General features: G+C 66.7%; 22 protein-coding genes. 12 read left to right on the forward strand and 10 right to left on the reverse strand.

Features of this window, described 5'->3' with window-relative positions:
* Positions 1-15 precede the first annotated feature (15 nt).
* Both AWB79_RS24085 and AWB79_RS24090 read right to left on the reverse strand, forming a co-directional pair.
* On the reverse strand, positions 16-1,335 hold the full coding sequence (locus AWB79_RS24085) for a cellulase family glycosylhydrolase (protein ID WP_061169938.1): 1,320 nt from the start codon (positions 1,333-1,335) through the stop codon (positions 16-18).
* Positions 1,332-2,672 carry an O-antigen ligase family protein gene (locus tag AWB79_RS24090; RefSeq protein WP_232470986.1) on the reverse strand — a complete coding sequence of 447 codons (1,341 nt, stop codon included), beginning with the start codon at positions 2,670-2,672 and terminating at the stop codon, positions 1,332-1,334. The genes AWB79_RS24085 and AWB79_RS24090 overlap by 4 nt, the downstream gene beginning before the upstream one ends.
* Before the next feature lie 510 nt (positions 2,673-3,182).
* On the opposite strand from AWB79_RS24090, the gene AWB79_RS39640 reads away from it, so the two are divergent.
* Together AWB79_RS39640 and AWB79_RS24095 are read left to right on the forward strand one after the other, a co-directional pair.
* A complete protein-coding gene (locus tag AWB79_RS39640) occupies positions 3,183-3,344 on the forward strand; it encodes a hypothetical protein (protein ID WP_157695833.1) in 162 nt (53 codons plus the stop codon).
* A gap of 61 nt (positions 3,345-3,405) precedes the next feature.
* Positions 3,406-4,191 carry a hypothetical protein gene (locus AWB79_RS24095; RefSeq protein ID WP_061169939.1) on the forward strand — a complete coding sequence of 262 codons (786 nt, stop codon included), beginning with the start codon at positions 3,406-3,408 and terminating at the stop codon, positions 4,189-4,191.
* A gap of 25 nt (positions 4,192-4,216) precedes the next feature.
* Here AWB79_RS24095 and AWB79_RS24100 read toward each other — a convergent pair whose 3' ends face one another.
* Positions 4,217-4,723 (reverse strand): CBS domain-containing protein, encoded by a 507-nt coding sequence (locus AWB79_RS24100; protein WP_061169940.1) that lies wholly within the window; start codon positions 4,721-4,723, stop codon positions 4,217-4,219.
* Positions 4,724-4,791: 68 nt separating this feature from the next.
* Entirely contained in the window at positions 4,792-5,115 is a 324-nt protein-coding gene (locus AWB79_RS24105; protein ID WP_061169941.1) for a TFIIB-type zinc ribbon-containing protein, read from the reverse strand.
* 253 nt (positions 5,116-5,368) lie between these two features.
* On the opposite strand from AWB79_RS24105, the gene AWB79_RS24110 reads away from it, so the two are divergent.
* On the forward strand, positions 5,369-6,067 hold the full coding sequence (locus AWB79_RS24110) for a carbonic anhydrase (RefSeq protein ID WP_061169942.1): 699 nt from the start codon (positions 5,369-5,371) through the stop codon (positions 6,065-6,067).
* Positions 6,068-6,113: 46 nt separating this feature from the next.
* On the opposite strand, the gene AWB79_RS24115 is transcribed toward AWB79_RS24110, so the two are convergent.
* A complete protein-coding gene (locus AWB79_RS24115) occupies positions 6,114-6,659 on the reverse strand; it encodes a DUF4142 domain-containing protein (RefSeq protein ID WP_061169943.1) in 546 nt (181 codons plus the stop codon).
* A gap of 149 nt (positions 6,660-6,808) precedes the next feature.
* Between AWB79_RS24115 and AWB79_RS24120 the strand changes: the two genes are divergently transcribed.
* Positions 6,809-7,027, forward strand: a complete 219-nt coding sequence (locus tag AWB79_RS24120; RefSeq protein WP_061169944.1) for an FmdB family zinc ribbon protein — start codon at positions 6,809-6,811, stop codon at positions 7,025-7,027.
* A gap of 252 nt (positions 7,028-7,279) precedes the next feature.
* The gene (locus tag AWB79_RS24125) at positions 7,280-7,555 is read left to right on the forward strand and encodes a DUF1488 family protein (RefSeq protein ID WP_061169945.1); all 276 of its coding nucleotides are present in this window, start codon (positions 7,280-7,282) and stop codon (positions 7,553-7,555) included.
* 66 nt (positions 7,556-7,621) lie between these two features.
* On the opposite strand, the gene AWB79_RS24130 is transcribed toward AWB79_RS24125, so the two are convergent.
* Together AWB79_RS24130 and AWB79_RS24135 are read right to left on the reverse strand one after the other, a co-directional pair.
* Positions 7,622-8,077: a hypothetical protein gene (locus AWB79_RS24130; protein ID WP_061169946.1), complete on the reverse strand. Its 456-nt coding sequence runs from the start codon at positions 8,075-8,077 to the stop codon at positions 7,622-7,624.
* Positions 8,078-8,171: 94 nt separating this feature from the next.
* Positions 8,172-8,654, reverse strand: a complete 483-nt coding sequence (locus AWB79_RS24135) for an ElaB/YgaM/YqjD family protein (protein ID WP_061169947.1) — start codon at positions 8,652-8,654, stop codon at positions 8,172-8,174.
* A gap of 359 nt (positions 8,655-9,013) precedes the next feature.
* Between AWB79_RS24135 and AWB79_RS24140 the strand changes: the two genes are divergently transcribed.
* Complete coding sequence (locus AWB79_RS24140) at positions 9,014-9,964, forward strand: DMT family transporter (RefSeq protein WP_061169948.1); 951 nt, start codon at positions 9,014-9,016, stop codon at positions 9,962-9,964.
* A 6-nt stretch (positions 9,965-9,970) separates the two neighbouring features.
* Here AWB79_RS24140 and AWB79_RS24145 read toward each other — a convergent pair whose 3' ends face one another.
* The 3 genes from AWB79_RS24145 to AWB79_RS24155 all read right to left on the reverse strand — a co-directional run bounded on the left by AWB79_RS24145 (position 9,971) and on the right by AWB79_RS24155 (position 11,229).
* On the reverse strand, positions 9,971-10,504 hold the full coding sequence (locus AWB79_RS24145) for a cupin (protein ID WP_061169949.1): 534 nt from the start codon (positions 10,502-10,504) through the stop codon (positions 9,971-9,973).
* An 82-nt stretch (positions 10,505-10,586) separates the two neighbouring features.
* The gene (locus AWB79_RS24150) at positions 10,587-10,856 is read right to left on the reverse strand and encodes a hypothetical protein (RefSeq protein WP_232470987.1); all 270 of its coding nucleotides are present in this window, start codon (positions 10,854-10,856) and stop codon (positions 10,587-10,589) included.
* A 31-nt stretch (positions 10,857-10,887) separates the two neighbouring features.
* The gene (locus AWB79_RS24155) at positions 10,888-11,229 is read right to left on the reverse strand and encodes a hypothetical protein (RefSeq protein WP_061169950.1); all 342 of its coding nucleotides are present in this window, start codon (positions 11,227-11,229) and stop codon (positions 10,888-10,890) included.
* A 236-nt stretch (positions 11,230-11,465) separates the two neighbouring features.
* On the opposite strand from AWB79_RS24155, the gene AWB79_RS24160 reads away from it, so the two are divergent.
* From AWB79_RS24160 to AWB79_RS24185, 6 genes are all read left to right on the forward strand, one after another.
* Positions 11,466-12,383, forward strand: a complete 918-nt coding sequence (locus AWB79_RS24160; protein ID WP_061169951.1) for a LysR family transcriptional regulator — start codon at positions 11,466-11,468, stop codon at positions 12,381-12,383.
* 199 nt (positions 12,384-12,582) lie between these two features.
* Entirely contained in the window at positions 12,583-14,916 is a 2,334-nt protein-coding gene (locus tag AWB79_RS24165) for a two-partner secretion domain-containing protein (RefSeq protein WP_232470988.1), read from the forward strand.
* A gap of 20 nt (positions 14,917-14,936) precedes the next feature.
* On the forward strand, positions 14,937-16,655 hold the full coding sequence (locus AWB79_RS24170) for a ShlB/FhaC/HecB family hemolysin secretion/activation protein (protein ID WP_061169975.1): 1,719 nt from the start codon (positions 14,937-14,939) through the stop codon (positions 16,653-16,655).
* Between the two features lie 8 nt (positions 16,656-16,663).
* Complete coding sequence (locus AWB79_RS24175; RefSeq protein ID WP_061169953.1) at positions 16,664-17,308, forward strand: FecR family protein; 645 nt, start codon at positions 16,664-16,666, stop codon at positions 17,306-17,308.
* 9 nt (positions 17,309-17,317) lie between these two features.
* Entirely contained in the window at positions 17,318-19,519 is a 2,202-nt protein-coding gene (locus AWB79_RS24180; protein ID WP_063963531.1) for an SLC26A/SulP transporter family protein, read from the forward strand.
* Positions 19,516-21,744 (forward strand): CHASE2 domain-containing protein, encoded by a 2,229-nt coding sequence (locus tag AWB79_RS24185; protein ID WP_061169955.1) that lies wholly within the window; start codon positions 19,516-19,518, stop codon positions 21,742-21,744. Before AWB79_RS24180 ends, AWB79_RS24185 begins: the two co-directional genes overlap by 4 nt.
* The last annotated feature ends 6 nt before the right edge of the window (positions 21,745-21,750 follow it).

The raw sequence follows: 21,750 nt of genomic DNA on the forward strand, positions 1-21,750 counted from the left end.
AGGCCCGCTCCTTCATCAGGAACCCAGCGTGATGAACACCGGACCCTGCGTCTCCTTTAGCGCGAGCATGCCGCGCTCCGCGATCGGCTTGCCGTACAGATCCGCGATCGCCGCGCCCGGCGGCAGGCGCGACAAGTCGAGATTCATCACGTTGCCTGAGCCGTAGCACCACACGACATACTTCGTTGTGCGCCCCGCCTCGAACTTGAGCACGGCGTACTTCTCGTTCTCGTCGATGAAGTAGCGCGCGTTCTTCACGCCCGCCGTGAAACCGAACAGATGCTTAACCGCGTGATACGCGGGCAGCTTGTGATTGCCCGCATCGAGCAGCCCGAAGTTGTGCTCCATCTCCTTCGGGTCGTTGCCGTCGTTGCGCATGTCGTAATAGGACGTGAGGCCGACTTGCGCGATCCAGTTCATCAGGAACAGTCGCACCGCGTACTTCGCCTGACGCGCGCGCGCTTCGGGCGAGTGACCATCGTCGATGTCCTTCACATATTCGTACTTCACGCTCGGGTATGACCATTCGGTGGCCCACACTTGCGGATGTTTCGCGTATGACGAAAGGTCCTCGCGCAACGCGCCGTAGTCGTCGAGCACGGTCTCCGGATATTTCTGCCGGTACGGATGCACGCTCACCGCATCTGGGCCGCTGCGGGACTTCGTCGCGCTCATGTCACCGACCGCGCGAATGAAGTCACGATCGACCTGCTGCACGCCGCCCGTCGCGATGATCACGTCCGGGTTGGCCGCGCGCGCCGCGCTCACCGCCGTCTCCAGCAACGCGCGATACGCGCGCGGCGACGGCGGAGCAAGCCAGTAGTCCTTGTGATCCTGCTCGTTCCACACCTCGAAGCGCACCGGCGCGTTGCGATAGCGGAACGCCGCCTGATACACGTAAGTGCGGAACGCGGCGAGTTGCGGCGCGGAAGTCGGCGGCTGGTCCGGGCTGAACATGTAGTGCTTGTAGCCCAGAATGAACAACGCGCCGAGACCGCGCGCGGACAGGTTCGACACGAGCCCGTCGAAGCCGCCGAAGTGCCAGCCGTCGGGCGCCTGCACCGCTTCCCAGAAGAGATCCGTGCGCACGAACGAGAAGCCCACATCCTTCACCGCGTCGAGCAGTTTCGGATCGTTGATCTGGTGGATCGCGACGCCGGTGTTTGCGCGCGAGGCGCCGAACTTCGGCGCGGCGACATACTTCGCTTCCGTGGCGTCAGTAGCGCCATCGAGCGTGACGGTCGGCGCGGGCGAAGCGTCGACCATCGCGTAACAGAATGCGAGGAGCGCGGCCAACGTAGCGCGACGCGCCAGGCTCGGACTGAAATGCCTCACGTCAGATGTCTCCCGAAACCGACGCGCGAAGCCTCCACCAGCGCGTCGGGTTGATGACGCGGGTCCATGCGTGGATCGACGAACATGCCCGGTGCGCCCACGTAGCCTTGATAAGGCATGCGCATTACTTCGACGTGCGCCTCGGACGCGGCTTCCTGCAGATAGCGGATGGTGACGCCCAGGAACAGCAGGCAGCCGATCGATTCGCAGATGTCCGTGCTCGCGCAGGCGAACAGCAGATAGAGCATCATCACCCACGACGCACGGTCCTCCGGACCTGCGCGCAACAGGAGCCGCACGAGCGCCCAGACCAGCACGATCGCGCCGAAGAAGCCGAAGGTCGCGACGGCGTAGAGCACGGTGTTATCGGCATAGGCGACGTTGAAGCCGAACGAACTCCGGTAATACGTCGCCGACGAGCCGAAGCCGCCCGGCCCGAGTCCCAGCCACAGCCGGTTGTCCTTGAGCAGTCCTTCGATCAGGAGCGGCCAGGTGTTCCACATGCGGTCCTGGAACGAAGCCAGGGTCACGTACCCGGAGCCCGCGAGATTGATCGCCGAGGTCGCGAGAAACGTCACGATCGGAAAGCCCACCGCGACGCCCGCCGCCCACAGGCAGCCGCGCCGGATCGTCGTGGTATGGAGCAAGCAATGCGCGCAGACGACGAGCGCGAGCGCGACCGGCGCCGTCTTGTTGGTGGTGACGTAGACCGCCGCGCCCGCGCAGCCGAGCAACGCGCACTGCAGGAGTTTCGAGCGCGTGCGCATCAGCAGCCACGTCGTGAGCAGGCCGACCATCAGACCGGTCGATGCGCTGTCGCGCCCGAACCCGGTCAGGCGCGAGGCGATGCCCACATACGACGACATCGCCACCGACACGTTATGGCCGCCGACCGACACGCTCTGCCCGATCCACGGCATCGGGTAATAGCTGTTCAGCAACAGGCCGATGAAGCACAGCGCCGCCAGCACGAAGAAGCCGGCGCGAGCGCCGCCGCGGCCGAGCAGCGCGAGCGCTCCCGGCGACGCGGTGAGCGCGAAGAGCATCGGCATGATGGTCCAGACGAAGAAGCCTACCGCCTCGGGCGCGACGCCTTGGGACAACGAGACGAAGGACTGCGCGAGCAGGTAAAGCGCGATGAGCACATGGCTCGCGCGGGGCCTCTTGATCAGCACCAGGATCACCCAGAGGAGCATCAGCACCTTGGGCGCATAGGTGGCGGGCGCCGCGCCGATCATCGACGTGTAGAAGCGGATCGCGCCCGACAACACGTCGCTTGCCACGGCGACGAGAAAGGTCGTCACCCAGAGTCGGTCTTCCCACGATGCCCTGTTCATTGAATCCCCGTCGAATGTCCGTTGTCGGATCGTCGTTTGCCGCATCGCCGCTGGACGCCTTGTGTTCGTTGTGTGCGCCGCATGGTGTGCGTATCGGGCCTGGCCGAGCCCGTTTCGTTTGTCGGGAAATTACCTGCGCGCTTAATCGCGCTCCGTGCGCGGACGCACGTATTTGTCTGCGCGCAACGGGGGCGATCGTTTGCTGTGTCGGCTGCCGCGCATAGCCCTTCCACGCAAAACGTTTGCGGGATGTTTTATGCGGGTTTTCATCGCCCCATTGGTCGTACCGCTACGGGTTTGCACGAGACGCGGCGCGCGTATCAACGCGTGCGCCGTCGTACATTCTCCGCTCACGTACAACTATAGGATTGCCTAACAAAATCCGAAAAAATGTACGCACCGGTTAGTTTTGGACCGAGACCGGACGGCCGATGCTAAGACGGAAACGGGTTTGACCGAAACCCGCAGGCAGCGCTAGCGCAGACCAGCTACTCGATAAAAAGAACCGCCATGAGCGAGATCGACAAGAACGCGTGGACAGTAGTTTCGCCGCCGGACGCCCAGACCACGACCCGCGGCGGCGACCCGGGCAGCGCGACCCGAAAGACCGACAAGCACGCCCTCGCCCGCCACCGCGCTGGCGTTCCCGCGCTCACACGAACGCGCCGCTGACGGGTGCTCGAGCTGCAAGGGTTTGTTCACATACAAATAACAGTCATCGTTCGGGGTACATATGAAAAAACAGGACCATGCCGCGCTGCTGCGCGCCTGCCGGGGAGAACTCGCCGTTTTCGAATCCATCGTGCCGCAGGCGATGCTCAAGGATCTCAAGACCGAGCTCGACACCGCCTACGCCGCCACGTCCGATCACAAGCAATTTTTCGGCAGCGCAAAGGACATCCTGCACAGGCTGCGCGACATTCCGCGGTTCAAGGAGCTGGAGGGCGAGTCGGTGCGCCTTGCGTCGGACTGGGTCGACTCGACATTGAAGGCGAAGGCCGCGATGGGCCCGTGGTTCGGCCTGCGCGTGGGCAGCGCGACGAACGATTCGAGCAGCCACTGCCGCCACTTCGACTCGCATGTGCTGACGCTCGTGATCCTGCTTCAGTCGGCCGATAACGACAAGAACGCCGGCGATCTGATCGCCTACAAGAACCCGCGCGCCCTGCCCGGCCGCAGCAAAAACCTGCTCACCAAAAGCCTGCAGTGGACCGAGCGCAACATGCCGCTTTCAATGCGCTCGTCGCGCACGCAGCGGCATCTCGATCAAGGCATCTGCACGCGCATCAAGGGCAAGCCCGGCAGTGTCTTCGTGTTCAACGGCTTTCTGATGCAGCACTGCAATCTCGACGTGCAGAACGGCGAGCGCCGCAGTCTCATCGTGCACTACCTCGACCCGGGTTTGTCGATGGGACTGTCGGCGCTCAACCGCTTCCGGCGCGACTTCGCGGCGCCGACCGAGCCGGTGCGCCCGATCGAACCAGTCGCGACGCCGCTCACGGGAATGGACGCGACCTGATCCGGCGCGACACGCACTCCCGCCTTCAGGCGAAACGTTCCGCGAGCGTTTGCGGAATCGGGCTGCGACGCGTGAGGGCGCAAGTGGGCATCTCGTGGTGCGGGCCGCGAACGTAGGTTTCCAGCTGGTCGATGGCGAACTGCTGCTCCTCGATCAGATGACGCACGAGATCGCCGATCGAAACGATGCCGACGAGCCTGCCGCCCTCGATCACCGGCAGGTGCCGTACATGATGCTGCGTCATCAGCGCCATGCAGTCATCCGTGCCAGTCCGCGGGCTCACGGACATGACCGGCGCGGTCATGATCTCGCACACGGTGGTGGTTCGCGAGGCCCGGTCGCGCAAGATCACCTTGCGCGCATAGTCGCGCTCGGTGACGATGCCGCACACTTCGCCGCCCACCGTGACGACGAGCGCGCCCACCTCCGCCTTCGACATCAGCGCCATCGCCTCGTGCACGCTTGCCTCCGCGTCGATCGTGTGGACCGTCTTGTCGCTTTTCGTCTTCAGAACCTGCGTAACCGTTGCCATTGCCGTTCTCCGTGGTGTGGTGCGCGATGCGGTGGTGCTGCGTTTGGCTCGTGTGGTCCCAGCCGCCTTCAGTCGAAGTCGAACAGGTCGCCCAGGAAGGATTTCTTGCGTCGCGGATGCTCGCGCTTGCCGCGCGGGTCGTCATAGTGATAGCCGTCGTGACGATGCACGCGGCGCTCATGGTCGTGTTCACGGTCGTGTTCACGGTCCTGCCAGGCATCGCGTTCGGCCGCCTGCGCCTCCGCGACCGATGCCTGCGCCGCGCGGCGGATGATCTGATCGAGCTCGCCGCGATCCAGCCAAACGCCGCGGCACTGCGGGCAATAGTCGATCTCGATGCCCTCGCGCACCGTCATCAGCAGTTCGGTCGCGGGACAGACCGGGCATTTCATATCGGTTCCTTTCTGATTGCTTTCGATGACAACAATCTATCGGAACGATCGATATCGAGAAATGCGAGTTTTCGAGTGCGTTGGTTCGGAAAAAGCGAAGTTACGGGCGTCCGGCAGGCAATCGAGGCGCTACCGCGCATGCACCGCGCTGGTGCGCCTCAACCTCGACTTGCGATCCATCTCAAAACCCCGCAAGCTTCCGCCTTGAAGCGGCGCGCAGTGCGCGCCGGAACGCACCCGCAAAGGCGACACCATGTCCGACAAAAGCAAGACAAACGAGAAAGGCGACGCTCAGCCGCACGATCTGCTCTATCTCCTGCAGGGCGCCGACGACTTCAGCCGCCTCGTGTTTCCCGACAGCGAAGCGCTCTTCAAGAGTCTCGCGCACCGGCAGAATCCGCACACGCTGTTCATCACCTGCGCGGATTCGCGTGTTTCGCCGGAAATGATCACGCAGACGCGGCCTGGCGAGCTTTTCGTGTGCCGCAACATCGGCAATATCGTGCCGGCGTACGGTGAGATGCTGGGCGGCGTGTCGGCCGTGGTCGAGTTCGCGGTGCTCGCGCTCAACGTGCAGCAGATCGTCATTTGCGGCCACTCGGACTGCGGCGCGATGAAAGGCCTCGCGTCGGGCGCGACCATCGCCGACGAAATGCCGACCGTGCACGCGTGGCTGCGCAATGCCGAGGCCGCGCGCAGCGTCGTGATGGCGCGCAAGCTCGAGGAAGAGCGCATCGTCCAGGCGATGGTGGAAGAAAACATCCGCCTGCAGCTCACGCATTTGCGCACGCACCCGGCGGTCGCCGGGCGGCTCGCGCTCGGCAAGTTGCAGGTGCAAGGCTGGGTGTACGACATCGGCCGCGGCAAGGTTTCGATTTTCGACGAGGCCGACGGCAAGTTCGACTCGCTGGAGGAAGCGCGTTTGCGCATGCTGCGCAAGGACGCGCGTTAAAACGAGCGGCGTCCTGGGGACGCCGGCGCCGCCAACCGGGCGACGATTACTGCACGCCCTTCTTCGAGGCCAGATCCTGCGCCATCTTCAGGTGCTCCTGAATGGTCGGCAGCGCCTTCTGCGCCGCCTGCCTGAGCTTGGGATTCTGTCCTTCCTGCGCCTCCTTCTGGAACAGCGCCACGGCTTCCTGGTGCCCCTGCACGCCGACCTTCTGAATGTACGCGGTATCGAATTCCTTGCCGTGCAAGGGCTTCAATGATTCGAGCACGGACGGGTCCGAGTTGCTCATCGGCACCGTGACGCCGTGCGGCGCCGCCATCTTGAGCTGCATCGCGAGCTTGGTGTGATCGACCATCATGTGATGCGCGAAGCTCTTCACGTCCTTGTCCTGCGACTGCCTGGCGGCGAGCTTGGCGGCGTCGATTTCCGTCGATCCCGCAGCGGACGCGGCCTGCACGAAAGCCTTGTCGACGGGCGGAAGGTCGTTCGCCATGGTCGCGCTGGCCGCCTCGGTCTGGGCGGGCGCGGAAAGCGGAAACGCGGCGATGAGCGTGGATGCGAGCGCCGCGCACAGTTTTGCATTGCGTGCCATGTGGCCTCCCTGGGCGAAAAACGAGCGAATAATCCTGCCTCGTTTTCAGCAATGGCAATGCCACGGCGCATGCGTGCCGGGAACGCCGCTCGCTTGCAGGTTTGCGTGCTTGTTACACTGGCTTCTTCAACCGATTCGACGGATTTCCCATGCCTGTCTACGATTACGAGTGCGCGCGCTGCGGCGCATTCGAAGCTGTCCGCCGCATCGCCGAACGCGACGATCCCGCAGCGTGTCCTGAATGCGGAGCGACGGCCACCCGCGTGACGATCGGTGCGCCCAGCGTGGGCGGCCCCGGCGGCGCCGACGTCGAGGACACAGGCAGCTATGGCATGCAACATCGCGGCGGCTGCCTCTGCTGCCGGTGAGCTTTCGCGCCTGGCCAATCCTCCGCGGCCATGTCGTTCCCAATTCGTCCCCATGTCGGCCCTTAGGCACGGCCATTGCAAAGTCACCATGACGCCCGTCCCCGTGATGGCGGGCGTATCATGCAAGACGACGGTGCGCGGCATGCAAGGCCGCGCACCGTCGAGGGCATCTCATCGCGCAGCGCAGCCATTGCGGTCTTGCGATGATCGCGCTTCAAGCGTGTTCCGAACGAACAACAGGAGGTGATAAGGATGACGATAGAGTTCAGCGGGCGCCGTCACGTCGTGGCGGCAGCGCGTGTCGCATTCGAGGCGAAGGTCGACGGCCGCGAGGTCTGGTGCAGCATTTCCCTCGATGCGCTCAATGATCACTTCGGCAACAGCGGGACGTCCTCGCACGATCTTCTCAGCGCGTTCGAAGGAGGACGCGTGCAAATCGAGGACGCGGCCCGGCGCGCGCTCGAACGCAATCACGGTCAGTCGGTCGAACTCGAAACCAACGATTTCAAGGCTTCGCGAGCGGTCTGACAGTGCGCCTGAAACGCGGCGGCGCCAGGCGGCGATCTCCGGCCGGTGGCGCCGCGCCGCGTGCTTTCAGCCGGCGTAGAAACACTTCAATACGTCGTACATCCACCAGACCGGGCACGGCGTTCTGCAAAAGCCGTCATAGCCTGCGTCGAACAGCGAATCGCGCGGGTCTCTCGCCGCGTCGGCGGCGAGCGCGATCAGCATTTGCACCTCGTTCTCGCTCCTGACCTCGGCGAACGCCTGGCGCATGTCGCGCGCGAGTGCGTGGTCATGCGCATCGCCTATCGATGTGTCGACGAACAGCACCTGCGGACGCCATTTACGCGTGAAGCGCAACGCGCCCTCGACGTCGCCGATCTGCAGGGATTCGAAGCCCCGCATCGCCAGTAGCAGCGCGAAGGAATCCCCTACGTTCGATTCGGAATGCACGATCAGCACGCGCCTGGAACCCGCGAGTTCAGCTACCAGCGGGTTCCAGATTTCGCACCTTTCGGTGCGCAGATCGTACGATCGTTCTTCCATTTCGGTTCGGCAGGGCGATGAGCGCCGTGCCGCTACCGTCAGACCAGCAAGGACGGGGCCCGCTTTTGTCGCGCGAATGCGGGCCGGGCGGCGTTCAGCGCGCGGCCAGCAGGCCGACGATCAGCCCGCCGACCGCCGCAAGGGCGATCGACTTCCAGGGGTTCTCGTGCACGAAGTCGTCGGTGCCGTCGCTCATGCGGCGATAGCGCAATGTCATCGCGTCCTGCATGTTCGCGAACGCGCGGCCCGCGCGCCGCGCCGACGGGCGCGCCGGATGGAACTGGCTGCCCAGGCGCTCCGCCGAAGCGGCGGCGGGCTGCGCGAGCACAGCGGGACTGTCGCCGCCCTCCAGAATGCTGCCGTGCACGTGATAAGGCGAGTACATGGCGGGCCGGTGCGCCGCGCCCGGTGTGAGCGGAGTGACGCTCGCACCCTGCTGTAGCTGATGTCCCTGCGATTGCGCCGTGCCGGGCGCGAGCGCGGCGTCCATCGCGCTCGCCACGGTGCGGCGCGCGAGCGGCGGCTCGTTAGTCGATATCGACTGGGTCGTGGATGCGTTGCCGTTTGCATGGTCCATGGCTGTTCTCCCGTTGACTGCGTCCATCGCGCTGCAAAGAATCATCATCCGCCTTTCCATGACGCAAGAGTCGCACCGAATGCACGGTCCGGCAACCCGGCCATTCGGCCAATTGAAAGCGCGCGGCCCATAGGGTAATTTTTTTCACATATCGGTGAGAATTGCTCGTTTGCTGGCGCACCGGCCGGAGCCTACGATGCGGGGCGTATAGCGAAGCCGGGCACGTGTCCCGAAAGAAGCGGTCTACGCGCCAGGCCGCCGCCAGCGCTGCATCTTTCGTTTCACGCCAGGCCGAAACGTCGCCCCGCCGCGCGCCCGTACCATGGCTTCGCTGCCCGACTCCTTTTGCGAAGCCCGCCATGAATCCCGTCAATCTCGCTCAACTGTTCATTCTCGCCGCGCTGTGGGGCGGCTCGTTCCTGTTCATCCGGATCGGCGTGACCGACTTCGGCGTCGCGCCGCTGATGGCATTGCGCGTCGGCATCGGCGCGATTTTTCTGCTGCTGATGCTCGCGTTGCGCGGCTCGGCGCGCCAGGCTTTCACGACCATGCGCGAGCGCGCGTGGCCGCTGCTCGTGGTCGGCGTGCTGAACTCGGCGGCGCCGTTCTGTCTTTTCGCCTATGCCGAACTCACGCTGTCGGCGGGCGTCACGTCCGTCATCAACGCGACGACGCCGCTGTGGGGCGCGCTCGTCGCCTTCTTCTGGCTCAACGATCGCCTGACGCGCATGCGCGTGGCCGGTCTCGCAATCGGCTTCGCGGGCGTGCTCGCGCTCGTCTGGGATCAGATGTTCGCGCAGGGTGCGAGCGCCGCTCCCGTCGCGCCGATGGCCACCGCGCTCGCCGCCTTGGCCGGGCTCGCCGCGACGCTGTGTTACGGCATCGCCGCGAGTTACACGAAGAAGCATCTGATGGGCGTCGACTCGCTGAGCGTCGCGGCCGGCACGATGAGCGCGGCGACCATCGTGCTCGCGCCCTTCGCGTTGGTCTCCTGGCCCGCCGGCGCCGTGTCCCTGCATGCGTGGGGCGCGGTGCTGGGCCTCGGCGTCGCGTGCACGGGCGTCGCCTACATGATGTTTTTCCATCTCATCGCGGTGGCAGGGCCGGCGCGCGCGATCACTGTCACCTTCGTGATTCCGATCTTCGGCATTCTCTGGGGCGCGCTCTTTCTGGCCGAGCGCGTGTCGGTGGCAATGGCCGTGGCCTGTGCGATCGTGCTGGTCGGCACGGCCCTCGCGACCGGTGTCGTCAAGCGCGTGCCGCTTTTCGGCGTGCGCCGGACGCAGTGTCAGAAGCCCGGCAAGGCCTGATGCGGCTCAGTGCCAGTGACGGGCGAGCGGACCATCCTCGCCCGCGATGGGATCGGTCTTCGGAAACGGCAATTCCTCCATCGCGATACGTTCTTCGTCGCTAATGGCCTCGCGCCGGATATCCCATTGCTGGCCGGGCGGATAGGCGCCCACGACCTGAAAACGCCGCCCCGCGGTGAGCAGGCAGTGGCCGGTGCCAGCGGGCAAGACCAGCGCATCGCCGGCGCTCACGGCGATCACGCGGCCATGCGGGCCGCCGAGAATCAATTCCGCGTCGCCCGACGCGATGCCGAGCGCCTCGTGCGCCGTCGAATGGAAGTGGTGATAGTCGAAAACGCTGTCACGCCATTGCGGCGGCCAGCCGTTCTGTGCGAACAGGGCTTCGAAACGGTCGCTGCCGTCGTTGCCCTGCGGGTCTATCGCGCCGCGCCAGACGAGCACCGGCAGGCGCGAATTGTTCGGCACCCAGCCGTTCGGCGGCAACATGAAGTGCTCGCAACGCGCGTTCTGGGCCAGCAAGCTTACGGTTCGTTCAGCCATGTCGCGCTTTCTCCTTTCTCCCGCGATTCACAGGGGTTGAAGAAAGCGCAGCAACGGCCGTTCCAGTCGTGACTCGCGGCCGTCAATGGCCGTGCCAGTGCCCTCCGCCACTGGAAAATCCAACTCCGAGCGACACCGACGGCACCGCGTAATATCCCGGCCCATACGCGTAACCGTAAGCGGGCGCATAGCCATAGGCAGGCGCGGGCGCATAGCCGTAAGGGGGCGCATAGACGCACCCGCTCAAGGCCGCCGCAACCGCGAGCGCCGCAGGCACGGCGAGCACACGCGCGAGACGGGCACGGCTTCGCGTTCGAGTGATGGTCGATTTGGTCTGATTGAATTGATTCATGGCGAAACCCCGTTCTGCTTATGCTGACCGATTACCAGTGGCGATAGCCGTAGCCGCCGTGATGCGCATACCAGTCGCGGCGTCCCCAGTAGCGGTACCCGTCCCAATAGCGGTCGCCATGCCAGCCCACGACAATCGCGGGCGCGGGCGCGACGACCACCGGCGCCGGCTGATACACGACGGGCGGCGGAGGCGGCGCAACGTAGACCGGAGCCGGAGCCGCGTAAACCGGAGCCGCATAAACCGGAGCGGCATACACGGGAGCCACCGGAACCCCGAGATTGATGCCGACGCTCACATGCGCCATCGCGGCCTCGCAGGCAAACCCTGCCGACAACGCGATTCCGATCCCGATCAAGCCCTTGACGTTCATTTCTTCCTCTTCTGATAAGGCTGCAATAACGCTGCAATCAAGGCCGCGATGCGTACGTGAATACGTATACGGCCATGAATCCATCTTAGCCACGGCGGTTGCGCGCTGAGTTACAAGCCCTGTAACAGATGTGAATGCTGAAACGAACCTGTCCGGAAGCGGTAACAGGTGTCCGGGTTGCGCGCCCGCGCGGGGCCGTGTGATAGTTCCGGCTTTCTCGAACACGGTGCGGGACGATGGACTTACTGCGGAGCATGAGGATCTTTGCGCGCGTGGCGGAAGCGGCGAGCTTCACTGTCGCGGCGCAGCATATGGACATCACGACCGCGCAGGCCTCGCGCGCGGTCACGGAACTCGAAACGCACCTGCGCACGCGCCTCCTGAACCGCACGACGCGCCGCGTAGCGCTCACTGACGCGGGGAATCGCTATCTCACCCGCTGCAAGGAAGTGCTCGAACTGGTGGATCTGTCCGAAGCGGAGGCAAGCAACGCGCAGGTGTCGCCGAGCGGCGTGCTGCGCATGCACGCGCCGATCACCTTCGGCCAGCATTACGTGGTGCCGGCGCTCACGCGCTATCTCGAAGAGCATCCGCAGGTGCGCGTCGAACTGACGCTGTCGCAGCAGGTGCCCGACATGCTCGACGAAGGCTACGACGTGTTCCTGCAAGTTTCGACTTCCGCCCTGCCCGACTCCGCGCTCGTCTCCACGACCATCTGCTCGATGCCGAGCGTGCTGTGCGCCTCGCCTGGCTATCTGAAGCGGGCCGGCGAGCCGCAGCGGCTCGAAGAACTGTCGAACCACGCGTGCCTGCAGCTCGTGACGACGTTCTTTCCGGTCGATCGCTGGGTGTTCGCGGGCCCGCGCGGCGAAGTCGAGGTGGAACTGGAACCCGGCCGCCTGCGCGTGAATTCCGCCGATGCGCTCGCCGTCGCGCTTTCGAACGGTCTCGGCATCGCGCCCCTGCCGATGCTCTCCGCGCTCCCCTGGCTGCAAAGCGGCGCGCTGGTGCGCGTGCTGCCCGAATGGGAGCTGCAGACCATGACCATTTACGCGATGTACGCATCGCGTCAGTACCTCGATGCGAAGATCCGGACGTGGATCGCGTTCCTGCGCGAATTCGTCGAAGGAACGCTGGCGTATGAGCCGAAATGAGCCACACCCGGCCATTCATCAGGAGGTCTATCCCTTAGACGAATGAAGTGATTACGTGCGTCAGCGAACGCACGAAGCCAGTGCGCGCAAGCGTTCTCTAAACGCGTAGTTGCATGCATGATTCGGAACACTAAACTGCTTTATGGTGCCCACGCATCGCGTCACGACGATGCGCCGCAACAGAAAGGAGTCGACCGACATGATCAGGACTCTGCGCGCAAACATCGCTTCCCCCGCGTTGCGGCTCTGCACCGTCACCTTGCTGGGCGCGGCGTGCGCGCCCGCGCAGGCGGGACCGTGGGGCGCACGCGTCGTCGGCGGTTCCGGCTCGGTCAGCAGCGCCGGCGGGAACACCACCATCCAGCAGAACACCGGCCGCCTCGCCATCGACTGGAATTCGTTCAGCACACGCCCCGGTGAATCGGTCACGTTCAATCAGCCGGGCGCGAACGCGATCGCGCTCAATCGCGTGGTCGGGCCGTTTCCCTCGGCGCTCTTCGGCAGGCTCAGCGCGAACGGACAGGTCTTCATCGTCAACCCGAACGGCGTGATCTTCGGGCCGGGCGCGCAGGTCAATGTCGGCGGGCTGCTGGCGTCGACTCTCAATCTGTCGACGAACGATTTCATGAGCGGCCACTACACCTTCGCGGACGACGGAAGCCGGCACGGGTGGCATCGGCATCACGAGGACGGCGCGGCGGTCGTCAATCTCGGCACGATCAAAAGCGCGCCGGGCGGATACGTCGCGCTGATCGGCGCGCGGGCGATCAACGCCGGCACCATCGATTCGCCGGGAGGATTCGCCGCGCTCGCGGCGGGCGAACGCATCGCGGTCACGCTGGGCGACCACAGCATGATCGGCTTGTCGGTGGAGCAAGGCGCGCTGCACGCTCTCGCCGCCAATCACGGACTCATTCAGGCCGATAGCGGCCAGGCGTGGCTCAGCGCGAGCGCCGAGGATTCGCTGTTCGCCAACGTAGTGAACAACACGGGCATCATCCGGGCGCGCAGCGCGGTGAGCCAGAACGGCGTGATCCGGCTGGTCGCCGACGGCGGCATCGCGCAGGTCGGCGGCGTGCTCGACGCGTCCGCGCCCGACGGCGGCAACGGCGGCACGATCGAGACGGCGGGCACGCAGGTGCGCGTGGCGGGCGACGCGCGCGTGACGACAGCAGCTGCTTCCGGACAAACCGGAACCTGGCGCATCGCGAGCGATTTCGTCTCGCTGGTCGGCGCGGGTGACCGCTTCGGGCGGCGCTTCGGGACGATTCAGGGCACGACGCTCTCGCGCGCGCTCGAATCGACCAATGTGACGATCAGCGCCGCCGCGCCGTCAGGTTTTCCGCCCTTCGGCTTCGTACTGATCGACGGCCCGCTCGCGTGGAGCGGCGGCAACACGCTTTCGCTGGCGGCGCCGCGCGGCGTCTTCATCGGCGCGCCGGTCGATGCACCCAACGGCACGCTCGCGCTGACGACGGCCGGCACGGCGACGCAGCGCGCCCCGATCGATGCGTCGAAGCTCGCGCTGCAGGGCGGCGGAACGTTCCGGCTGACGAACGCGGACAATCGCATCGGCATGCTCGCCGCGAACGCCGCTTCGGTCGATGTCGCCAGCGCCGCGCCGCTGGCCGTCGGCAGCGTCGCGGGGCTGACGGGCATCGCATCGGACGGCGCGGTGACGCTCGCCGCGCCGTCGCTCGTGCTCGCCGCGCCCATCACCAGCCGCGCGAGCGGCACCGCGATCACGCTCGCCTCCACGACCTTCGACAACCGCGCGGGCGCACGGGCGCTCGCCACGCCGAACGGCCGCTGGATCGTCTACTCGGATTCGCCCGGCGCCGACAACTTCGGCGGCCTGCAAAGCGGCAACCTCGCGCTCTGGGGCGACGCCTGGACCGGCAACGCCGACGCGCGCGCCACCGCCTCGCCCGGCAACCGCTTCGCCTTCGACGCGCGGCAGCAGGTGACGCTGACGGCGGTCAACATCGACGTGCCGTTCGACACGCCGCGCACGCTCGGCCCCAACGACGTGAGCATCGCGCTCCGCTACAACGGCGCGAACTACGGCGGCGCGTTCGCGGACAGCCCGACGGTGCACGAGCCGTTCGTCTTCACCGTGACGAGCACCGGCGCGTCGCCGGGGGCCGCGAGCGGCTCCTACGCGATCACGATCACCGCGACGGGCGGCCCGACCGGCTACACGATCACGACGCAAGGCGGCACGCTGCGGATCGCCGCCGGGCCGGCCCTGCCCGTCACGCCGATCACGCCGTTGACACCGATCACGCCGCCCGTCCCACCCGAAACGCCGACTCAGCCCGCTCCGCCGCCCCCGATCATCACGACCGCCGTGACGCTGCCCGGCATTCTCGATTCAGTGCGCACCGACGCCGCCAACCCCGCGCCCCTTTACAACGCGACGCCGGGGCTCCAGCCGGAATCCGCGCCGCTCGTGCAGCAACGCACGAATTCGACGAGCGACGGCAGCCGCCTGCCGGACGACGCATGGCCCGGTCACGTATGCCGCATGTGAGGCCCGGGCGCGTGCAACGCATGAGGCCATCCGACCGGCGCCGCCGCCTCGCGTCGCGGCGGCTCGCCGTGATCGTCGCGACGCTGATCGCCGCCGCCGCGCGCGACGTGCGCGACGCGCGCGCGCAGGCGCTGCCGAACGCGGGCAGCATCCTGCGCGAGCAGCAACAGCAAGCGCCGGTGCCGCCGCCGCCCTCGGACCTGCGTCTGAACGTGACGCCCGTGCCCGCGCCCGCTCCCGTGGCGAGCGCGCCGGGCGGCATCCGCTTCGAGGTGAAAGGCTTCGAATTCGCTGGCAACACGCTTTTTCCGACGGCGGAGCTGCTCGAAGTCGTGCGGCCGGTGATCGGCCCGGACCGTTCGCTCGACGATCTCGAAAGCGCCGCCGACCGCGTCAGCGCGTTCTATCGCCGTCACGGCTATCTGGTGGCGCGCGCCTACGTGCCGCCGCAGACCATTCAAGGCGGCGTGGTGAAAATCGCGGTGAGCGAGGGGCACTACGGGCTCGTCGATATCGACAATCGGTCGCGCACGCGCGATTCCGTCATCAGGCGTTTTCTGGCGCCGCTGCGCACCGGCGACGTGATCGACGAGCACGCCCTCACCCGCGCGACGCTGCTCGCGCAGGACGCCGCGGGCACGACCGGCGCGAACGCGACGATCTCGCCGGGCGCGCTGCCCGGAACCTCGGACATGACGCTGCTGGTGCCGCAGGCGCGGCCTTTTGCGGGCAGCCTGCAGGCCGACAACTACGGCCAGACGACGACCGGCACCGCGCGTCTGATCGGCGCGCTGCAATGGAACAATCCGCTGGGCATCGGCGATCAACTGGCGGCGCGGCTGCTCGGCTCGATCACCGGGCAGTTCTACGGCAACATCGGCTATACGGTGCCGGTGGGCGGCAGCGGCCTCGCGTGGGGCATCGGCTACACGCGCTCGACGTATTCGGTCGGCGGCCAGTTCGACGGACTCGACGCCTACGGCAGCGCAAACGTGTTCTCCACGTTTTTCAGCTATCCGCTGCTGCGCTCGCCGGCGGCGAACGTGTACACGACGCTCGGCTTCGACCACAAGCTGCTGTCCGATCATCTCGGCGCATTCGATTCCGTCAGCGACAAGAACAGCGATGTCGGACGGCTCGGGCTGTCCGGCAATCTCACGCTCGAAAGAAGCATCACCACGTTCGACACGAGCATCCAGCAGGGCAATCTGCGCTTCAAGTCGCCGCAGCCCGAGCAGGTCGCCTCGCTGATCGCCGGCGCGTTCACCAAGTTCGTGTTCGCCGTGACGCACACGCAGGTGCTGGGCGATCAGGCCAACGGCACGCAGCTCTACTTCTCGATCAATGGCCAGACGAGTTCGCGCAACCTCGATTCGTCCGAGCAAATCTCGCTCGGCGGCCCGTACGCGGTGCGCGCCTATGCAACCGGCGACGCGCCGGTGGACGAAGCCTATATCGCGACGCTCGAACTGCGGCAGTCAATCAAGCAGTCGCTCGTGCCGGTGCTCGTCACGCTGACGGCTTTCGTCGACACCGCCGACGGCAAGATCGCCGCGCATCCGGTGGTCCCCGGTCCCGATCACGTGCGCCTGTCCGGACTGGGCGTGGGCGCGACCTTCGCCGCGCCGCACGCGTTCTTGCTGTCGATGTCCTACGCGCACACGCTGGGCTACGTTCCCGCGACGCTCGGCACCGGCCACGCGAACCGCTTCTGGGTCGCGCTGACGAAGTCCTTCTGAGAACCGCCATGACGCGCGCCCGAGCCCTTCTCCTTCTTCTTCTGGTTTTGACCGCGAGCGCCGCGTGCGCCGATCCGGTCGCGACCATCACAGCGCTCGTCGGCAATGTCGCGATCCAGTCGGCGGGCGGCGCGCAACGCGTGGCGGCGGTGGGCGGCGGCATCGACAACGGCGACACGGTGCAGACCGGCGTCGCGTCCGAGATCGTGATGATCTTCACCGACAAGCAGCGCGTGTATCTGAAGCCCGGCTCGGTGTTTCGCGTCGACGATTTCCATTACGCGGCGGATGCGCCCAAGGACGACCGCAGCTTTCTGTCGCTCGTGAAAGGCGGGCTGCGCGCGGTCGATGGCCTCGTCGCGAAGGAAGGCAAGCCGGAGAACTACCGCGTGAAGACAGCGACCTCGACGATCGGGATTCGCGGCACCGAGTATTCCGTCACCGATTGCGCCAATCTCGAACCCGGCGGCAACGCGGACTGCAAGGGCGAGCAGATCGTCGTCTACGACGGGCAGATCGTCGTGATCAATCAGGTCGACCAGAAGATCGTGCGCGCGGGCGAAGGCACGATCGTCTTGAGCCCACGGCTGCCGTTCGGCGTGCTGCCGGCGTCGCGGGTGACGCCGGTGGTGCCGTCGGCGGCATGCCGCTAGCGAGGCGTCATGGTCGAGAACGCAAGCCGTTCGGGGAGACTGCACGCGGCCATGGGCACGTTCGGCATCGACGCGCTCGCGGGCGCGGTCACCGCGCTGCTCGCGCTCGCCTACGCCGCCGGCTACGGCGCGATGATCTTCTCCGCCGGCCTCACGCCGCTGATCTCGGCGGGCATGCCGACCGCGCTCGTCTCCTGCGTGATCGTCGCGCTCGTGATCACGCTGATGAGCTCGGCGCCCTTCATGATCGCCGGGCCCGATTCGAACGCGACGGCGCTGCTCGCGGGCCTGGCCGCATCGGTCGCGCTGTCGGTGCACGCGGCGGGCGGCGACGACGGCGCCGTGCTCGCCTCCGTGCTCATGCTGATCTCGGTGTCGTCGCTGACCACGGGCGCCCTGCTCTTCGCGCTCGCGCACTGGAAGCGCGGCAACGCGATCCAGTACATCCCGTTCCCGGTGATCGGCGGCTTTCTCGCGGGCACCGGCCTCTTGCTGCTCGAAGGCGCGCTGCGCGTGCTCACCGACGCGCCCGTCAGCGCCGCTACGCCGCGCGTCGTCATGCAACTGCCGTGGCTCGCGAGCGCGCCGGCGCTGTTCGTGGGCCTGGGTCTGCTGGTGCTGGTGCGCATCACGCGGCCATCGCGCTACGTGATCGTGCTGCCGTCGATGATGGCGGCAGGCATCGCGATCTTCTACGTCGGGCTGCACTTCGAAGGCAAGAGCCTGGAGGACGCGCGTCACATGGGCTTGCTGTTCCACTACGAGCCGGTCACCGGCATGCGCCTGCCCGCGTCGCTCGTGCACGAAGCCGCGCTGCGCACGCTGTTTGCGCGCGCGCCGGAGATTCTCGCGATCGCCGCCGTCTCTTCGATGACGGTCCTGCTCAACACGACGAGCATCGGCGTGACGATCTCGCGCGATGTCGATTTCAACCGCGAGCTGCGCGTGGCGGGAATCGCGAATCTGCTGACGGGGCTCGCGGGCGGACTCGTCGGCGCGCAGTCGATGACGCGCACCATGACCAACTGGCGTCTGGGCGTGCGCGGCCGGCGCGCGGGCGTGATCGCGGCGCTGATCTCGCTCGTCGTGATCGCGGGCTTTCCGAGCCTGATGGCGCTCCTGCCGAAGCCCGTGCTGGTCGGGCTGCAGATATTCATCGGCGCGGCGATGCTGATCGAATGGCTCATCAGCTCGATGCGGCGCCTGCCGTGGCACGACTATCTGCTGATTCCCGCGATCATGGTGATCATTGCGGTCTACGGGATCGTCGCGGGCGTGCTGTTCGGCGTGATCGCGGCGTGCCTGCTGTTCGTCGTCCGTTACGGGCGCGTGAACTGCTTCCGCCTCGAATTCGACGGACGCGGACGGCGCTCGAACGTCGAGCGCACTGTCGACGAAAGCCGCGTGCTCGATGCCGAAGCGCGCTCGCTCTACGGCGTCGCGCTGCAGGGCTTTCTGTTCTTCGGCACCGCGTTCTCGATCCTCACGCATATCCGCGCGCGCATCGAATCGACCGCGGGCGTGCGTTTCGTGCTGGTCGATTTCGCGCGCGTGCACGGCGTCGATGCGTCGAGCACGGCAAGCTTCGTGCGGCTGCGCCAGGCGTGCGCGCGGGTCGACGCGCAGCTCGTGCTGACGGGCCTTTCGCCGGCCCTCAAGGCGTGGTTCGGCAAGGGCATCGTGGAACTGAATGGCGCGCGCGGCCCGCATGAATTCGCCGATCTCGACAGCGGCCTCGAATGGATCGAAACGCAGATGCTGAACGCGGCGCCGCGCGCGCGTGCCCCGCGTGGCGAATCGTTCGTGTCCACCCTGCCCGACACGCTCGACGCACTGCGCCCGCATCTCGACACACTCACGCTCGCGCCCGGCGAATATGTGTTCCGGCAGGCCGAGCCGGGCGACTCCATCTACTTCGTCGAAACCGGGCGTGTGACCGTCGCGCTGAGTTCGGGCGACGGGCGCGCGTTGCGGCTGCGCAGTTTCGGCGCGGGCACGATCGTCGGCGAAATGGCGGTGTATACCGGCGCGCGGCGCAGCGCGGACGTCGTCGCCGACGAACCTACCGTCGTGCTGCGCCTGGGACTTTCGACGCTGAAACGTCTCGAAGCCGACGACCCGGCGCTCGCCGCGCGCATGCACAAGTTCGTCGCGCGCGTGCTGGCCTCGCGGCTCGTGGTGGCCAACGAGCAGATCCGGGCGGCGCAATGAGCGCGCGCGAGCCGTTCGCGTTCGTGCTCAGACGCTCGGGCGTGCGCTGGGCGCTGGGCGTGGCGCTCGTCGCCGTGCTCGCTGGGCACGCGCTCGCGCGCTACGACATTCGTTTCATCGATTCGCTCGACGCGATGATCTACGACGCGAAAGTGCGGCTCTTCATGCCGCGCACGACGGACGCGCGCATCGCGATCCTCGACATCGACGAGAAGAGCCTCGCGGAGCTGGGCCGCTGGCCGTGGGACCGTGCGCGCATGGCGGAGCTGGTGAATGCGCTGTTCGGGCGCGAGCGCATCGCCGTGCTCGGCTTCGACCTGGTGTTCGCGGAAGCCGATGCGAGCTCGGGACTCGCCGTGCTCGACGAGCTCGCGCGCGGCGCGCTGTCGGACAACGCGGCTTACCGCGATGCGCTCGCGCAGCTCGCGCCGCGCCTCGACTACGACCGGCGCTTCGCCGACGCGCTCGCGGGTCATCCGGTCGTGCTCGGCTATTACTTTTCCAATCAGGACGCGTCGAGCGGCGCGATTCCAGCGCCGCTGATGAGCGAGCGCGCGTTCGGCACGCATCCGCTCATGCTGTTCGACTGGAGCAGCTATGGCGGCAATCTGCCCGCGCTTGAGAAGGCGGCGGGACGCGCGGGCTATTTCAACCCGGTGATCGACTTCGACGGCGCGGTGCGGCGCGTGCCGCTCGTCACCGCTTATCGCGACGGCGTGTATGGCGCGCTTTCGCTCGAGGTGCTGCGCGCGCTGTACGGCGATGCGGCCGTCACGCCGCTATTCGACGATCCGGCCAACGCCGGCGCGCCGCTCGCGGCGCTCGCGGTGGCGACTCCACGCGGCACGCGCGTGATTCCGGTCGATGCCAACGGCGCGGCGCTGGTGCCCTATCGCGGCCCGGCGGGCAGCTTTCCCTACTACTCGATCGCCGACGTGCTCGGACGGCGCATTCCGGCGGGCGCGCTCGCGGGCAAGATCGTGCTGATCGGCACGACGGCGCCGGGCCTGATGGATCAGCGCACGACGCCCGTGGGCGAGGTCTATCCGGGCGTCGAGGTGAACGCGAACCTGATCAGCGGCATGCTCGACGGCGCGATCCGCTTCCAGCCGCCGTTCGCCGCGACCTTGCAGATGCTCGCGCTCGTCATCGCCGGACTCGCGATGATCTTCCTCTGGCCCTGGCACATTCCCGCGCGCGCGACGCTCCTCGCCGCGCTGCTGTTCGGCGCGATCGTCGCGGCGGATTGGTATGCGTTCGCGCATCTCGCCTGGTCGATACCCTCCGCGACGCTGCTGCTCGCGGTGCTCGGTCTCTACGTGCTCAACATGTCGTACGGCTATTTCGTCGAGGCGCGCGCGAAGCGCTACTTCGCCGCGCTATTCGGCCAGTATGTGCCGCCCGAACTGGTCGAGGAAATGAGCCGGCATCCCGAGGACTACAGCATGGCGGGCCGCCGCGCGGAGCTGACCGTGCTGTTCTGCGACGTGCTCGGCTTCACGGCGATCGCGGAAACGCTGGAGCCGGAAGCGCTCGCGCGTCTGATGAACGAGTATCTCGGCACCATGACCGAGGTGATTCGCGCGCATCGCGGCACGCTCGACAAATACATCGGCGACGCGATCATGGGCTTCTGGGGCGCGCCCGTCGACGATCCCGAGCACGCGCGTCATGCGGTGGCCGCGGCGCTCGGCATGCGCGCGGCGCTCGTCGATCTGAACCGCACGCTCACGTCGCGCGGCTGGCCGACCTTGTGGATCGGCATCGGCATCAATACGGGACCGATGACCGTGGGCGACATGGGCTCGGCGGTGCGCAAGGCCTACACCGTGATGGGCGATGCGGTGAACGTCGCCGCGCGCCTCGAAGGACTGACGCGCCATTTCGACATCGACATCATCGTGGGCGAAGCGACGCGCGAGCAGGTGCCGGACATCGCGTTCCGCGAGATCGACCGCGTGCGCGTGAAGGGCCGCGTCGCGCCGATCGCCGTGTTCGAGCCGCAACCGACACGCGAAAACAGCGACGGTCTCGCACGCTGGCGCACGGCGCTCGCGCACTATCGGGCGAGAGAATGGGACGAAGCCGAAGCGCTACTCGCCGCACTCGCGGCGCAGTATCCTGAGCGGCAGTTATATGCGCTCTATCGCAAGCGTATCGATGCGCTGCGCGGCGTTGCGCTGCCCGAGGACTGGGACTGCGTGAGCGCATTCGATACGAAGTAACCACAT

Source organism: Caballeronia hypogeia, assembly GCF_001544875.2.
GTDB lineage: Bacteria > Pseudomonadota > Gammaproteobacteria > Burkholderiales > Burkholderiaceae > Caballeronia > Caballeronia hypogeia.

What these genes read in the sequence shown, in the direction of transcription:
- AWB79_RS24130 (WP_061169946.1), bottom strand. Translation starts at nt 8,077, where the DNA reads ATGGAAGAACGATCGTACGATCTGCGCACCGAAAGGTGCGAAATCTGG.
- AWB79_RS24110 (WP_061169942.1), top strand. Translation starts at nt 5,369, where the DNA reads ATGTCCGACAAAAGCAAGACAAACGAGAAAGGCGACGCTCAGCCGCAC.
- AWB79_RS24185 (WP_061169955.1), top strand. Translation starts at nt 19,516, where the DNA reads ATGAGCGCGCGCGAGCCGTTCGCGTTCGTGCTCAGACGCTCGGGCGTG.
- AWB79_RS24165 (WP_232470988.1), top strand. Translation starts at nt 12,583, where the DNA reads ATGATCAGGACTCTGCGCGCAAACATCGCTTCCCCCGCGTTGCGGCTC.
- AWB79_RS24175 (WP_061169953.1), top strand. Translation starts at nt 16,664, where the DNA reads ATGACGCGCGCCCGAGCCCTTCTCCTTCTTCTTCTGGTTTTGACCGCG.
- AWB79_RS24105 (WP_061169941.1), bottom strand. Translation starts at nt 5,115, where the DNA reads ATGAAATGCCCGGTCTGTCCCGCGACCGAACTGCTGATGACGGTGCGC.
- AWB79_RS24125 (WP_061169945.1), top strand. Translation starts at nt 7,280, where the DNA reads ATGACGATAGAGTTCAGCGGGCGCCGTCACGTCGTGGCGGCAGCGCGT.
- AWB79_RS24180 (WP_063963531.1), top strand. Translation starts at nt 17,318, where the DNA reads ATGGTCGAGAACGCAAGCCGTTCGGGGAGACTGCACGCGGCCATGGGC.
- AWB79_RS24140 (WP_061169948.1), top strand. Translation starts at nt 9,014, where the DNA reads ATGAATCCCGTCAATCTCGCTCAACTGTTCATTCTCGCCGCGCTGTGG.
- AWB79_RS24170 (WP_061169975.1), top strand. Translation starts at nt 14,937, where the DNA reads ATGAGGCCATCCGACCGGCGCCGCCGCCTCGCGTCGCGGCGGCTCGCC.
- AWB79_RS24160 (WP_061169951.1), top strand. Translation starts at nt 11,466, where the DNA reads ATGGACTTACTGCGGAGCATGAGGATCTTTGCGCGCGTGGCGGAAGCG.
- AWB79_RS24120 (WP_061169944.1), top strand. Translation starts at nt 6,809, where the DNA reads ATGCCTGTCTACGATTACGAGTGCGCGCGCTGCGGCGCATTCGAAGCT.
- AWB79_RS39640 (WP_157695833.1), top strand. Translation starts at nt 3,183, where the DNA reads ATGAGCGAGATCGACAAGAACGCGTGGACAGTAGTTTCGCCGCCGGAC.
- AWB79_RS24095 (WP_061169939.1), top strand. Translation starts at nt 3,406, where the DNA reads ATGAAAAAACAGGACCATGCCGCGCTGCTGCGCGCCTGCCGGGGAGAA.
- AWB79_RS24135 (WP_061169947.1), bottom strand. Translation starts at nt 8,654, where the DNA reads ATGGACCATGCAAACGGCAACGCATCCACGACCCAGTCGATATCGACT.
- AWB79_RS24155 (WP_061169950.1), bottom strand. Translation starts at nt 11,229, where the DNA reads ATGAACGTCAAGGGCTTGATCGGGATCGGAATCGCGTTGTCGGCAGGG.
- AWB79_RS24150 (WP_232470987.1), bottom strand. Translation starts at nt 10,856, where the DNA reads ATGAATCAATTCAATCAGACCAAATCGACCATCACTCGAACGCGAAGC.
- AWB79_RS24145 (WP_061169949.1), bottom strand. Translation starts at nt 10,504, where the DNA reads ATGGCTGAACGAACCGTAAGCTTGCTGGCCCAGAACGCGCGTTGCGAG.
- AWB79_RS24115 (WP_061169943.1), bottom strand. Translation starts at nt 6,659, where the DNA reads ATGGCACGCAATGCAAAACTGTGCGCGGCGCTCGCATCCACGCTCATC.
- AWB79_RS24090 (WP_232470986.1), bottom strand. Translation starts at nt 2,672, where the DNA reads ATGAACAGGGCATCGTGGGAAGACCGACTCTGGGTGACGACCTTTCTC.
- AWB79_RS24100 (WP_061169940.1), bottom strand. Translation starts at nt 4,723, where the DNA reads ATGGCAACGGTTACGCAGGTTCTGAAGACGAAAAGCGACAAGACGGTC.